This is a genomic window from Actinomadura sp. WMMB 499, assembly GCF_008824145.1.
Classification (GTDB): Bacteria; Actinomycetota; Actinomycetes; order Streptosporangiales; family Streptosporangiaceae; genus Spirillospora.
Map to the genome: position 1 here is coordinate 681,298 of NZ_CP044407.1, position 13,312 is coordinate 694,609.

The 13,312-nt window shown below is 71.0% G+C and carries 10 protein-coding genes, 1 tRNA gene and 1 pseudogene; 6 read left to right on the top strand and 6 right to left on the bottom strand.

The window, feature by feature from the left end:
* Positions 1–11 precede the first annotated feature (11 nt).
* Together F7P10_RS02965 and F7P10_RS02970 are read right to left on the bottom strand one after the other, a co-directional pair.
* Positions 12–1,631 carry an ABC transporter substrate-binding protein gene (locus tag F7P10_RS02965; RefSeq protein WP_151007971.1) on the bottom strand — a complete coding sequence of 540 codons (1,620 nt, stop codon included), beginning with the start codon at positions 1,629–1,631 and terminating at the stop codon, positions 12–14.
* Positions 1,632–1,739: 108 nt separating this feature from the next.
* Positions 1,740–2,315, bottom strand: coding sequence for a TetR/AcrR family transcriptional regulator (locus F7P10_RS02970; RefSeq protein WP_151007972.1), 576 nt, complete (start codon positions 2,313–2,315; stop codon positions 1,740–1,742).
* Between the two features lie 107 nt (positions 2,316–2,422).
* On the opposite strand from F7P10_RS02970, the gene F7P10_RS02975 reads away from it, so the two are divergent.
* The gene (locus F7P10_RS02975) at positions 2,423–3,844 is read left to right on the top strand and encodes an amidase (protein ID WP_151007973.1); all 1,422 of its coding nucleotides are present in this window, start codon (positions 2,423–2,425) and stop codon (positions 3,842–3,844) included.
* Positions 3,845–3,905: 61 nt separating this feature from the next.
* Here the strand turns inward: F7P10_RS02975 and F7P10_RS02980 are convergent, their stop codons facing one another.
* The gene (locus F7P10_RS02980) at positions 3,906–5,330 is read right to left on the bottom strand and encodes a gamma-aminobutyraldehyde dehydrogenase (RefSeq protein WP_151007974.1); all 1,425 of its coding nucleotides are present in this window, start codon (positions 5,328–5,330) and stop codon (positions 3,906–3,908) included.
* Positions 5,331–5,482: 152 nt separating this feature from the next.
* Here F7P10_RS02980 and F7P10_RS02985 point away from each other — a divergent pair, with 152 nt between their 5' ends.
* The 4 genes and pseudogenes from F7P10_RS02985 to F7P10_RS43830 all read left to right on the top strand — a co-directional run.
* Positions 5,483–5,953: an Lrp/AsnC family transcriptional regulator gene (locus tag F7P10_RS02985; protein ID WP_151007975.1), complete on the top strand. Its 471-nt coding sequence runs from the start codon at positions 5,483–5,485 to the stop codon at positions 5,951–5,953.
* A gap of 77 nt (positions 5,954–6,030) precedes the next feature.
* A complete protein-coding gene (locus F7P10_RS02990; protein WP_151007976.1) occupies positions 6,031–7,443 on the top strand; it encodes an FAD-binding oxidoreductase in 1,413 nt (470 codons plus the stop codon).
* 41 nt (positions 7,444–7,484) lie between these two features.
* On the top strand, positions 7,485–8,828 hold the full coding sequence (locus F7P10_RS02995; protein WP_151007977.1) for an aspartate aminotransferase family protein: 1,344 nt from the start codon (positions 7,485–7,487) through the stop codon (positions 8,826–8,828).
* A 444-nt stretch (positions 8,829–9,272) separates the two neighbouring features.
* Positions 9,273–9,677, top strand: a pseudogene (locus F7P10_RS43830) (FAD-dependent monooxygenase); the annotation flags it as partial.
* A 967-nt stretch (positions 9,678–10,644) separates the two neighbouring features.
* Here the strand turns inward: F7P10_RS43830 and F7P10_RS03010 are convergent.
* Positions 10,645–10,716 (bottom strand) — tRNA-Val (locus F7P10_RS03010).
* 89 nt (positions 10,717–10,805) lie between these two features.
* Positions 10,806–11,216, bottom strand: a complete 411-nt coding sequence (locus F7P10_RS03015; RefSeq protein ID WP_254716366.1) for a PGPGW domain-containing protein — start codon at positions 11,214–11,216, stop codon at positions 10,806–10,808.
* A gap of 280 nt (positions 11,217–11,496) precedes the next feature.
* On the opposite strand from F7P10_RS03015, the gene F7P10_RS03020 reads away from it, so the two are divergent.
* On the top strand, positions 11,497–11,910 hold the full coding sequence (locus tag F7P10_RS03020; RefSeq protein WP_151007978.1) for an SsgA family sporulation/cell division regulator: 414 nt from the start codon (positions 11,497–11,499) through the stop codon (positions 11,908–11,910).
* Here the strand turns inward: F7P10_RS03020 and sthA are convergent.
* Entirely contained in the window at positions 11,905–13,308 is a 1,404-nt protein-coding gene (gene sthA, locus F7P10_RS03025) for a Si-specific NAD(P)(+) transhydrogenase (RefSeq protein ID WP_151007979.1), read from the bottom strand. The two genes, F7P10_RS03020 and sthA, sit on opposite strands and share 6 nt — an antisense overlap.
* Between the last annotated feature and the right edge of the window lie 4 nt (positions 13,309–13,312).

Here is a 13,312-nt window from a genome sequence, read left to right on the forward strand (position 1 = left end):
GCGTGCGCCCATCACTCGCCGCCGAGGGCGGTGGCCCACGGGGTGTAGAGGTAGTTCGCCCGGGGGGCCAGGCCGGTCAGCTCCGGCCCGTAGTACACGCTGAGGTACTGCGACACGAGCGGAAGGTTGATCATGTCGCGGGCGAGGATCGCCTGCGCCTCGGTCACCAGCCGGGCACGCCCGGCGGGGTCCTCGGTGGTCTGCGCCTCCGCGATCGCGGCGTCGTACTTCTCGTTGCGGTAGCCGGGGAAGTTGTAGAAGTGCCCGGTCGTGAAGTACGCGTAGTACTCCAGCGGCTCCGGGAAGCTCAGGAAGCCGGTGGACAGGAACAGGTCCACGCCCTTGCGGGCCTCCGGCGAGGCGAACATCGCGCCGAACTGCTCGCCGGTGAGCGGCTTCAGCTCGATGTCCAGCCCGGCCCGCCCGGCGGTGTCGGCGATCGCGGTGGCGATCCGCGTCTCCTCCTCGATCGCCGTCGTGTACGCGAGGACGATCTCGCGTTCGGCGTCCGGCGCCGCGGCGATGAGCTTCTTCGCCTTCTCGAGGTCCTGCCTGGGGACGGGCAGCCTCTCGTACGCCTGCTCATAGGTGTTCTCGGCGTAGCCCCAGGCGGCGGGCGGGACGAGCGCGCGCAGCGGCTCGGCCGTCCCCCGGTAGACCGACTCGACGATGCCCTCGTACGGCAGGAGCGCGTGCAGGGCCTGCCTGACGGCGGGGTCGGCCAGCGCGCCGCGCCGGTTCAGCACCGACAGGAACGTGGTGTTCAGGCTCTCCCCGTACAGCAGGTGCCCCGTGCCCGCGAGTTGCGCGCGGGCGGCGGTCGGGACGAGGAACTGGCCGTCCACGTCGCCGCTCGCGAGCGCGGCGGTCTGCGCGGCCGGGTCGGCGATGAAGCCGAACTCCAGGTTCTTCACCTTCGGCTTCACGGCGGTGTTCCACCACGCGTCGTTGCGGGTGAGGCTGATGCGCTGCCCCTGGGTCCACGCGCCGAACCGGTACGGGCCGGTGCACATGACGCCGCCCCGGGCGGTGCCGAAGGACTTGCCGGCCTTCTCGGCGAACTCCTTCTGGACGACGAAGAAGGCGGGGCTCGCGAGGTAGCTCGGGACGAGGGCGTCCGGCTTCTTCAGCCGGACGGTGATCTCGTGGCCGCCGGTGATCTCGATGCGGTCCAGGTGCTGGGCCCAGGCGATCCAGGACGACCCGAACGCCGGGTCGAGGACCCGTTCGACGCTGTAGACGACGTCCTCGGGGGTGACCGGGGCGCCGTTCCAGAACTTCGTGCCCTCGCGCAGGTGCAGGACGTAGGTGAGCGGGTCCGGGTGGTCGACGGACGTGGCGAGTGCGGGCTCGCGTTCGTAGTCCGGGCCGTAGGTGAACAGGCCCTCGCACATGTTGGCGATGACGGTGCCGCCCGATTCGGTCGCGGCGAGCACCGGGTCGAGCGTGGCGGGCTCGCCGGTGGGCAGGTTCCAGGTGACGGTGTCGACGGCCCTGGTCGGGGCCGGGACGGACGTGGTGAGCTTCGGCGCCCCGGCCTCCGCGGCGGGGCCTCCGCCGCTGCAGGCGGTGAGCGCGCAGGCACCGAGGATGGCGGCGGTGAGCGCCGGAAGGCGACGTGAACGTGACATGGGTGGACCCTTCGGAGTGAAGCGGCCGGGGTGGGGTGGGTCGTGAGGTGATGTGGGGCGAGGCCGGCGGGCGCCGGGCGTCGGGCCGGTGTCGTCAGGTCGGTGTCGTCAGGTCGTGGTCGTCAGCAGGCGGACGAGCCGTTCGAGCAGCGGGGTCATGGACGCGTCGTTCCAGCGCTCCGGGTCCTCCAGGCTGGAGACGTAGAAGCCGCGGAGCACCAGGAACAGGACGTCGGCGGTGAACTCGGAGTCGCCCGCCCCGGCGTCGCGGGCCGCGTCGACCAGTTCCGCGCGGTTCTCCCGGGCGTCCTCGCGCAGGGTCCGCACCGCGGCGGATTCGGGGCCGCCGCGGCCGAGGAGCTCCATGAAGAGCCGCCGCAGGACCTCGTCGTTCCCGCCGGTGGAGCCGGCCCAGCGGACGGCGGCGAGCAGCCGGTCGCGGTCGCCCGCCCCCGCGACCGACTCCTCCAGTTCCGCCGCCCACGCCCGGGTCGCGTGCTCGATGGCGTTGACCAGCAGCGCCTCCCGGGTGCGCAGGTAGTTGGTGACCAGGGTCGTGGATCCGCCGATCCGCTTGGCCACGGCTCTGATCGACACCCCGTCGAGCCCGTCGGACGCCACGATGTCGAGCGTGGCGTCGGCGATGGTCGCGAGGCGCTGGGTTATGTCGATTTCGACCGGCATGGCGGCAGGCTAACCACAACCCGACCCAGATACAACACCGTTGTACATCAACGTTGCATCACGTACGCTCCTCCGCATTCAACGCGTCCGCACGCCCAGGAGCAGGCATGGAACTCTGGCAGTTGTCCGCGACACGGCTCGCGGCCGGTATCCGCACCGGGGAGATCTCGGCGGTCGAGGCGGCGGAGTCCTGCCTGCGCAGGACCGCGGAGGCCGGCCCGGCGGTGAACGCGCTGGTCGACGTCCGTCCCGAGGAGACCCTCGCCGCCGCGCGCCGCGCCGACGCGGCCGTGGCGGCCGGCGGGCCCCTCGGCCCGCTGCACGGCGTCCCCGTCTCCACCAAGATCAACACACCGCAGCGCGGTCTGCCGCTCACCCACGGGGTGGCGGCCCTGGCCGGCATGACCGCCGCGCACGACGACGCGTGCGTCGCGGCGCTGCGCGCGGCGGGCGCGGTCTTCCTCGGCCGCAGCAACGCGCCCGCCTTCTCGGTCCGCTGGTTCTCGTCGAACGACCTGTACGGCCGGACGCTCAACCCGTGGAGCGACGGGCACACCCCCGGCGGCTCCAGCGGCGGCGCCGCCGCGTCGCTCGCCACCGGGATGACGCCGATCGCGCAGGGCAACGACATCGGCGGCTCGATCCGTTTCCCCGCCGCCTGCTGCGGCGTCGTCGGCGTCCGCCCGACGGTCGGCCTCGTCTCCAACTGGACGGCCCCCGAGGACACCGGCCCCGAACCGCCGCTGACGGTCCAGGCGTGGGCCGTCCAGGGGCCGCTGGCCAGGACGGTCGCGGACGCGCGCCTCGCCCTGCACGCGATGGCGGGCGCCGACCTGCGCGACCCGTTCGGCGTCCCCGCGCCGCCCCCGGCGAACGCAGCGCAGGCGGGGCCGGTGCGGGTCGGTGTCGTCCGGGACGTCGGCATCGTCGAACCGCACCCGGCGGTGGACGCGGCGGTCGACCGCGCCGCCGGGTGGCTCGAGGACGCCGGTCACCGGGTCGAGGAACTGGACGTGCCGCTGCTCGGCGAGGCGGCCCGGCTGTGGTCGCTGCTGCTGTTCGAGGACATGCGCCCCGGGCTGCCCGGCATGCTGGACATGGCCGACGAGGCGCTGCGCACCCACATGGCCTACGCCTACGAGTACGCCGCCGGGCTGTGGGGCGAGCGGCCCGGCCTCGACGCGTACGTCCGGGGCTGGGCGCGCCGCGCGACGCTGATCACCCGGTTGCAGGAACTGCTCGGCACGGACACGGTGCTGCTGACCCCGGCCTCGGCCGAGCCGCCCTTCGAGCAGGACGCCGACGTCGCGGGCCGCGAGCGCGGGCTCGCCGTCGTCGCCGCGCAGTGGCCGATGACGTCGCTGCCGGTCCTGGGCTTCCCCGGCGTCACCGTGCCGGCCGGGACGGACGGCGGGCTGCCGATCGGCGTCCAGCTCATCGGCGGCCGGTTCACCGAGGACCGCCTCCTGGACGTCGCGCAGGCGATCGAGGACCGCGCGCCCCGGCTCGTCCCGCCCGCCGCGTCCTGACGCGGGCAGCGTCGCGCGACGCCCGGGCGGCCGGACCGGCCGCCCGGGCGTCGCGCCGTTCTCAGCCGATGGCGCTCATGACGTGCTTGATGCGGGTGTAGTCCTCGAATCCGTACATCGACAGGTCTTTACCGTGGCCGGAGTGCTTGAAGCCGCCGTGGGGCATTTCGGCGACGAAGGGGATGTGGGTGTTGATCCATACGCAGCCGAAGTCGAGTTCGGCCGACGTCCGCATGGCCCGGGCGTGGTCGCGCGTCCACACCGATGACGCGAGGCCGTATTTGACGTCGTTGGCGGCGCGGACGGCCTCGTCCTCGTCGGTGAAGGGCTGGACGGTGATGACGGGGCCGAAGATCTCGGTCTGGCTGGCCTCGTCGTCCTGCCGGAGGCCGGACACCACGGTGGGGGCGTAGAAGTAGCCGCGGTCGCCGGTGCGGTGTCCGCCGTGGTGGACGGTGGTGTGGCCGGGGAGCCGGTCGATCATTGCGGTGACGCGGGCGAGCTGGTCGGCGTTGTTGAGGGGGCCGTAGGCGGCGTCGGGGTCGGACGGCCCGGCGGTGCGGGTGGCGCGGGCCTGCTCGGTGAGCGCGGCGACGAGGTCGTCGTGGACGTCGGCGGCGACCAGGACCCGGCTGGCGGCGGTGCAGTCCTGCCCGGCGTTGAAGTAGGCGGCGCCGGCGATGCCTTCGGCGGCGGCCGCGATGTCGGCGTCGTCGAACACCACGACGGGGGCCTTGCCGCCGAGTTCGAGGTGGGTGCGCTTGAGGTCGGCGGCGGCCGCTCCGGCGACTTCCATTCCGGCGCGGACCGATCCGGTGATCGACACCATGTCGGGCCGGGGATGGGAGACCAGTGCGCGGCCGGTGTCGCGGTCGCCGCACACCACGTTCAGCACGCCCGGCGGGAGGATCTCGGCGCAGATCTCGGCGAGCAGGGCGGTGGAGGCGGGGGTGGTGTCGGACGGTTTGAGGACGACGGTGTTCCCGGCGGCCAGCGCTGGCGCGATCTTCCACACGGCCATCATCAGCGGGTAGTTCCACGGGGTGACCTGCGCGCACACCCCGACGGGCTCGCGCCGCACGAACGAGGTGTGCCCTTCCATGTACTCGCCGGCCGACCGCCCCTCCAGGACGCGGGCGGCTCCGGCGAAGAACCGGAACTGGTCGGCGCACAGCGGGACCTCCTCGGTGGCGGTGAGGGCGCGCGGCTTGCCGGTGTCGGCGCATTCGGTGTCGATCAGCTCGTCGAGCCGGTCCTCGATCGCGTCGGCGATCTTCAGCAGGGCGCGCTGCCGGTCGGCGGGGGTGGTCCGCCGCCAGGTCTCGAACGCGCGGGACGCGGCCGCCACGGCGGCATCGACGTCGGCCGGGCCCGACAGCGGCGAGGTCGCGTAGACGTCCTCGGTGACCGGGTCGATGACGTCGAGCGTCCGGCCGTCGGCGGCGTCCCGCCGCCGGCCGTCCACGACGTTGCTGAAGGTCGCCACTGAATTCCTCCGTTTACTGATTCCGTTGCAAGGTAAGCCACAAACTATGGGATGCGTTGCAAGTACTGTCAATAACGACGGATACCGTCACCCTGCGGGTGCGTGGCCCACGGACGACGCCCGCCCCGCCCGCGCCCTGCGATGATGCGGTCATGACCAGGAAGAGCTCACCCCTCCCCGACCTCGACGACATCTCGTGGCAGATCATCGAGCAACTGCAGCAGGACGGCCGGCGGTCCTACGGGGCCATCGCGAAGGCGGTCGGACTCTCGGAGGCGGCGGTACGTCAGCGGGTGCAGCGCATGATCGAGGCGGGCGTGATGCAGATCGTCGCCGTCACCGACCCCATGCGGGTCGGCGGGCGCCGCCAGGCGATGGTCGGGGTGAAGGTCGACGGGCCGCTCGACCCCGTCGCGGCCGCCCTCGCGGAGATGCGGGAGGCGATCTACGTCGTGCTGTGCGCCGGCTCCTACGACATCCTCTGCGAGGTCGTGTGTGACGACGACGCGCATCTGGCGGAGGTGCTGTCGACCAGCATCAGGTCGATCCCGGGGGTCGCGGGCACGGAGACGTTCGTCTACCTGCAACTGCGCAAGGAGAGCTACCAGTGGCGCGCACAGTGACGACGAAATCAGTCGCCAGCACCACATCAGACAACTGAACTAGTAGACATCGCGCGATTTGCCCCTATATTGGTGGCATGTTGCGAGTTGTCGGAACTGATCCCGTACGTTCGCTCGTCGACGCCGAACCCGTCCCGTTCTGGCTCGACGACCCCGCGCGCCCGGCCCCGTCCGCGGCGCTGGCCGGGGAGGAGCACTGCGACCTCGTCGTGGTCGGCGGCGGGTACTGCGGACTGTGGACCGCCCTGCTCGCCAAGGAACGCGACCCCGGCCGCGACGTCGTGCTCATCGAGGCCCGCGAGATCGGCTGGGCCGCGTCCGGGCGCAACGGCGGCTTCTGCTCCTCCTCCCTCACCCACGGCCTCGGCAACGGCCTCGCCCGCTGGCCGGACGAACTCGCCGAGCTGCAGCGGCTCGGCCGGGAGAACCTCGACGCGATCGAGGACGCCCTGCGCCGCTACGGCATCGACTGCGGATTCGAGCGCACCGGGGAACTCCACGTCGCCACCCGCCCCCACGAGGTCCGCGAACTGCGCGACCTGGCCGAGACGGCGCGGCACTTCGGCGACGCCCCCGAGTTCCTCGGCACCGACGAGGTCCGCGCCGAGGTCGCCTCGCCGACCTACCTCGCCGGAGTCCTCGACCGGCGCGGCACCGCCCTCGTCGACCCGGCCCGGCTCGCGTGGGGACTGCGGGACGCGTGCGTCCGGCTCGGCGTGCGCGTCTTCGAGCGCACCGCCGCCACCGGGCTCGGCGCGCGCGGCGAGGCGATGGTCGTCCGCACCGGCTACGGGCGGGTGGTGGCCCGCCGCGTCGCGCTCGCCACGAACGCGTTCCCCTCGCTCGTCCGCCGCGTCCGCCCGTACGTCGTGCCGGTGTACGACTACGCGATGGTCACCGAGCCGCTCTCCCCCGGGCGGCTCGCCTCGGTCGGCTGGCGGAACCGGCGCGGGGTGTCGGACTCGGCGAACCGCTTCCACTACTACCGGCTGACCGCCGACGACCGGATCCTGTGGGGCGGCTACGACGCGGTCTACCACTTCGGCTCGCGGCTGTCCGGCGACCTCGACCAGCGGCCCGGCACCTTCCAGGTCCTCGCGGAGAACTTCTTCCACACGTTCCCGCAGCTCGAAGGCGTCCGCTTCACCCACACCTGGGGCGGCGCGATCGACACCTGCAGCCGGTTCACGGCGTTCTTCGGCACCGCCGCCCGCGGCCGCGTCGGCTACGCGCTCGGCTTCACGGGGCTCGGCGTTGCCGCGACCCGGTTCGCCGCGCAGGTGATCCTCGACCGGCTCGACGGCCTGGACACCCCGCGGACGCGGCTGCGGATGGTGCGCGGCAAGCCCGTCCCGTTCCCGCCCGAGCCGCTGCGCTGGGCGGGCATCGAACTGACCCGCCGCTCCATGGCCCGCGCCGACCTCGACGGCGGCAGGCGCAACCTGTGGCTGCGGACGATGGACGCGCTCGGCCTCGGTTTCGATAGCTGACCGTGCCTCGACAGCCGCCCCCGACCACCCGAGAGGACCACATGTCGACCATCGACCATCTCTGGCTGCACTTCACACGGCACTCCGACGCCGACGACCCGTCCGTCCCGGTGATCGTGCGCGGTGAGGGCGCCTACGTGTGGGACGCCCAGGGAAAGCGGTACCTCGACGGGTTGGCCGGGCTGTTCGCCGTGCAGGTGGGGCACGGCCGGGAGGAGCTGGCCGAGGCCGCCGCAGAGCAGACGCGGCGGCTGGCCTACTTCCCGCTGTGGTCGCACGCCCACCCGGCCGCGATCGAGCTGGCCGACCGGCTGGCCGCCGCCGCGCCCGGCGACCTGAACCGCGTGTTCTTCACCGTCAGCGGCGGCGAATCGGTCGAGACCGCGTGGAAGCTGGCCAAGCAGTACTTCAAGCTGACCGGCCGGCCCCGCAAGCACAAGGTGATCAGCCGCTCGCTCGCCTACCACGGCACCTCCCAGGGCGCCCTGTCGATCACCGGGATCCCCGGCGCGAAACAGGACTTCGAACCGCTCGTGCCCAGCACGATCCGGGTGCCGAACACCAACTTCTACCGCGCCCCCGAACACCCCGGCGACCTCGCGGCGTTCGGCCGGTGGGCCGCCGACCGCATCGAGGAGGCCATCGAGTTCGAGGGCCCCGACACCGTCGCCGCGGTCTTCCTGGAGCCCATGCAGAACACCGGCGGCTGCTTCCCCCCGCCGCCCGGCTACTTCGAACACGTCCGCGAGATCTGCGACCGGCACGACGTCCTGCTGGTGTCCGACGAGGTGATCTGCGCGTTCGGCCGGCTCGGACACGCCTTCGGCGCCGACCGCTACGGGTACCGGCCCGACATCATCACCACCGCCAAGGGCCTCACCTCCGGCTACGCTCCGCTCGGCGCCGTGCTGCTGGACGAACGGCTGATGGAGCCGTTCCGCCGCGACGGTGCCACCTTCATGCACGGCTCCACCTACGGCGGGCACCCCGTCTCCTGCGCGGTCGCGCTCGCCAATCTCGACGTGCTCGAACGCGAAGGGCTCTACGAGCACGTCCGCGCCACCGAACCCGCGTTCCGAGCCACCCTGGAAAGGCTCACCGACCTTCCCATCGTCGGCGACGTCCGCGGCGGCGGCTTCTTCTACGGCATCGAACTCGTCAAGGACAAGACGACCCGGGAGACGTTCACGGCCGAAGAGTCCGAACGGATCCTGCAAGGCCACGTGTCCGCGAAACTGTTCGAATCCGGCCTGTACTGCCGCGCCGACGACCGCGCCGAACCGGTCGTCCAGCTCGCACCACCCCTGATCTGCGAGCAGACACACTTCGACGAAATGGAACAGATCCTCCGCGACGCACTCACAAGCGCCTCGAAACTACTGTAAGGCCACTCCCGATTACGAGCCCTTTCCTTCTTTGAAGCATTCGAGGAAGGAAAGGCGCGGAAACGTGTCTCGGTGCAGCGGCGGCTCGCGGTGTCCGCACGGCCCGGCGGTCAGAGGCCGGAGAAACAAAAGCGGCAAGGAGTTCATCGATCTCCCTGCCACTTTCAGTCCACAGCGCACCTGGGGGCTTGCGGCAAGCCCCCGGTCGTCCCGCAGAATCTCCGGCTGGAGCCGGACCCGTGCGATCGGGGGTTCACGGAGTGCGCGGGCCGGCAGGCGGCCGCGGCACGGCCGTCCGGCCGAAACCGCGGTCTCGCGGACAAAGAGGTATTCGCGACGTACGACGTGATCATCGTCGGTGTCGGCACCGACCGGGCCGACCGGCCTGATGCTGGCGGCCGAACTGCGGCTGCACGACGTGCGCGTGCTGGTGCTGGAACGGGTGAGACGCTGCTCGGCGAGATGGAGGCGACCGAGAACCCGGCGACGGTCGCCGCCGTAGTCGCCGAGGTGTGCAAGCCCCAGAAGAGATTCGGCCTCGGGCCCTACGGGGAAGGGACGTACCGCGTCGTCGTGCCCGCGGCGGCGGTGGCCGAGGACCGCTCGGTCCCGCCGACTCCGGAGGAGTTCAAGCGGCACTTGCGGGTGCACGCCGGCACCGACTTCGGCGTCTGTTCGCCGTGCTGGCTGTCGCGGTTCGGCGACGCCGCCCGGCTGGCCGAGCGCTACCGGGTCGGCCGGGTGCTGCCGGCGGGCGATGCCGCGCACGTCCACCCGCCGGTCGGCGGGCAGGGGCTCAACCTCGGCATCCAGGACGCGTTCAACCTCGGCTGGAAGCTGGCGGCCGAGGAGTGCTCCTCCCACCAGGGCGCCGGGTGTCCTTGTGGGCGACGTGGTCGCCAGATTCACGAGCAGCGGGCCGCCACCGCCGTACGCCACCGAACCATCCGCCAGGACGACGACCGACGGTGCCTGGCCGCCGAGACGAGCGCCGGTACGTTCCCGCCGTGCATGAAGTTCCATCCGGTGTTCTCGACCCAAACGGATCCGTACCTCGCCGCCCTCGATGACGAGCCCATCGCCGTCGCGGCGCGCCGCGATCTCGTTGAGCAGGCCGCCCCATAGCGCCTTGCCGTCCCTATAGCAGGCACAAACCAACAACACCTCGCCATCCACGGGCGCGGGAAGTGCGGGAAAGAACAACGTGGCTCACCTCCGTCGGCCGCGGCCGACGCATGGTGTCGGTCCAGGGCCATGGTGACCGTCGGGTAGTTTTGATCCGCAGGATGTTGCCCCGTCCGGCCTTCACCCCCACGGCGACATCCGGGCGGAAAGCGAGATGCCAGCCGCATAGGCCATGGTGGCCCCCGGGCCAGCGGCGGGCGCGCGCTGCATGTATCAAAGCTGGAAATGTCGGCGACCAGGGGCACGTCGCGGACGGCGCGTTCGAGGTTGATTCCCCTCACAGGTGATGGCGTCGCCCATGAGACCGGGCCGGTAGAGCCCATCACCGGCGCCACGCTCGGTTGGCAACGCGATACTGCACTCCGGGCCGCCACTGGGTCGATGAGCGAATGCGTCCAGTGCGGGACCGCGACGATCTCCCCGGCCACACCCTGGTCGGTCTTGAACATCCGCACCGCCGTCCTGCAGGACGGCCAGTTCGGCACATGATGATCGACCGCCGCGTGACCTCTTCGTGAGTCGCAAGGCAGTCTTCCGGTGGCTCCCCAGTTGGCTCCCGATCTGCGAAGTAGTCACCGGAGAACCGCTGGAAGCAACCGCAGAAGACGGTCTGACCTGCGGAAACTTGAGGTGGGCGATACTGGGTTCGAACCAGTGACCTCTTCGGTGTGAACGAAGCGCTCTCCCACTGAGCTAATCGCCCGTGCGGTGCGCCCTTGCGGGCGTTCCCGACTTCGGAAACTCTAGCGCATGCCGGGGGGTGTTCGCGCCTCGGTTACGGGTGCCGGACGGTCAGTTCCAGAAGCTGACGTCCTGGATCCGCCACGGGAGGACGAAGTCGTAGACGGCGAGGTAGCCGAGGATGGCGGCGCCGGCCAGGAGGCCGCCGGTGACTCCGAGGACGGCGTTGCGGCGCCGGCGCTTGGGGTCGAAGGCCTTCTCCTTGGCGCGTTCGGCGGCGGCCCTGGCGTGGTTGAGGGCTCGGCGGGCCCAGGCGAACTCGGTCGCGAGGATGGCGAGGCCGATGATGATGCCGAGCATCCCCGGGCCCGGGGTGATCATCATGACGAGGCCACCGAGGGCGACCGTGGCGCCCACGGTGAAGACGCCGATCCGCCAGGCGGTGTTGAGCAGGGCGTTGCGGCGCATGGTGTCGCGCAGGCGGACGTGGCGGCTCGGTGCGGCCTTTTCGTTAACAACCACGGATTTACCCTAAGCCAGGGAATCGGCTGTCAGGGACGCTCGATGGTCGCACACGCGGGACGGCGACACGCGGGGGCCGGTGTCCGAAAGATCGGCTTTTGCCCAGGTCAGGGTAGGGTTTTGCCTCAGTGAGATGGGTCACACGGGACGGGTGCGGCGGAATGTTCGGCCGAGTTCCGACAGTTAGGCGTCATAGATCGTGGGGACATCCGTGATGAGGGAGAGGCACCCGAACGGAGCTCCCCGCGTGCCAGCGGGATCGACGTATGAAGGAATGGCCATGAACAGCAGTACCACAGTCTCAGCGGAGCTGGGCCTTCGTCTCGTCGTCCCCGACCGCACGACCGTCCCTCTGCTCGCCGGGCTGGAGTACGCGGCCGACGACCCGTACGCGATCCGGATGGCCTTCTACGTGGGCGATGACGAGCCGGTGGAGTGGATCTTCGCCAGGGAGCTGCTGACCGTCGGCATCGTGCGCAAGGTCGGGGACGGCGATGTCGAGGTCTGGCCCGGCGATGATGACGGCGCGCTGCACATCGCGCTGTCCTCGCCGTTCGGGAACGCGCTCTTCGAGGTGCCCCTGTCGCCGCTGGCGGACTTCCTGCACCGGACGTACCAGGCGGTGCCGGCCGGCGAGGAGCCCGACTTCATCGACATCGACGCGGAGCTCGAGAACCTGCTCTGGCCGTCATGAGGTGAGGCGGGCGATGTGGCGCATCTTGTTCATCGCGTCCAGGGCCGCGACCTTGTAGGACTCCGCGAGGGTGGGGTAGTTGAACACGGCGTTGACCAGGTAGTCGACCGTGCCCCCGCAGCCCATGACCGTCTGGCCGATGTGGACGAGCTCGGTGGCGCCGGTGCCGAAGACGTGCACGCCGAGGAGGCGGCGGTCTTCGGGCGAGACGAGTAGTTTGAGCATCCCGTAGGAGTCGCCGATGATCTGCCCTCGGGCGAGCTCACGGTAACGGGATATGCCCACTTCGAACGGGATCTTTTCTTCGGTGAGGGCGTCCTCGGTGCGGCCGACGAAGCTGATCTCGGGGATCGTGTAGATCCCGATGGGCTGGAGTTCGTGCATCTGCGCGAGCGGTTCGCCGCACGCGTGGTGCGCGGCGATGCGGCCCTGCTCCATCGAGGTGGCGGCGAGGGACGGGAAGCCGATGACGTCGCCGACGGCGTAGATGTGCGGGACGTCCGTGCGGTAGTCCCCGTCGACCGTGATCCGGCCGCGGTGGTCGGCGGTGAGGCCCGCGGCGTCGAGGTTCAGGTCGTCGGTCATGCCGTGGCGGCCCGCGGAGTACATGACCGTGTCGGCCGGGATGCGCTTGCCGCTCTCCAGGACGGTGATCGCGCCGTGCTCCGTCCGCTCGACGGAGGCGACCGTCTCGCGGAACCGGAAGGTGACCGCCAGGTCGCGCAGGTGGTACTTGAGCGCCTCGACGATCTCCAGGTCGCAGAAGTCGAGCATCCGCTCGCGCCGTTCGACGACGGTGACCTTGGTGCCGAGCGCGGCGAACATCGCGGCGTACTCGATGCCGATCACTCCGGCGCCCACGACGACCATGCTCTCGGGGACGCGGTCGAGGTCGATGATCCCGTCGGAGTCGATGACCGTGTGGTCGTCGAACTCGACGGTGTCCGGACGGGCGGGGCGGGTCCCGGTCGCGATCACGATGCGGTCGGCGGTGACCTTCTGCTCGCGGCCCGGCTCGGAGGTGATGCCGACGGTGTGCGGCTCGAGGAAGCGTCCGGTGCCCGGCAGCACGGTGACGCGGTTGCGGGCGAGCTGGCTGCGGACGACGTCGACCTCCCGGCCGATCACGTGCCGGGTCCGCATCCCCAGGTCGGCCACCGTGATGTCGTCGTCGACCCGGTAGCTCTGCCCGTAGAGTTCGCGCTGGTTGAGGCCGGTGAGGTAGAGGACGGCCTCCCGCAGGGTCTTGGACGGGATCGTTCCGGTGTTGATGCAGACGCCGCCGATCATCTCGCGGCGGTCGACGACCGCCACCCGGCGTCCCAGCTTGGCGGCGGCGATGGCGGCGCGCCGGCCGCCGGGGCCCGATCCGAGCACGAGGAGATCGAAATCGTTCACGGTT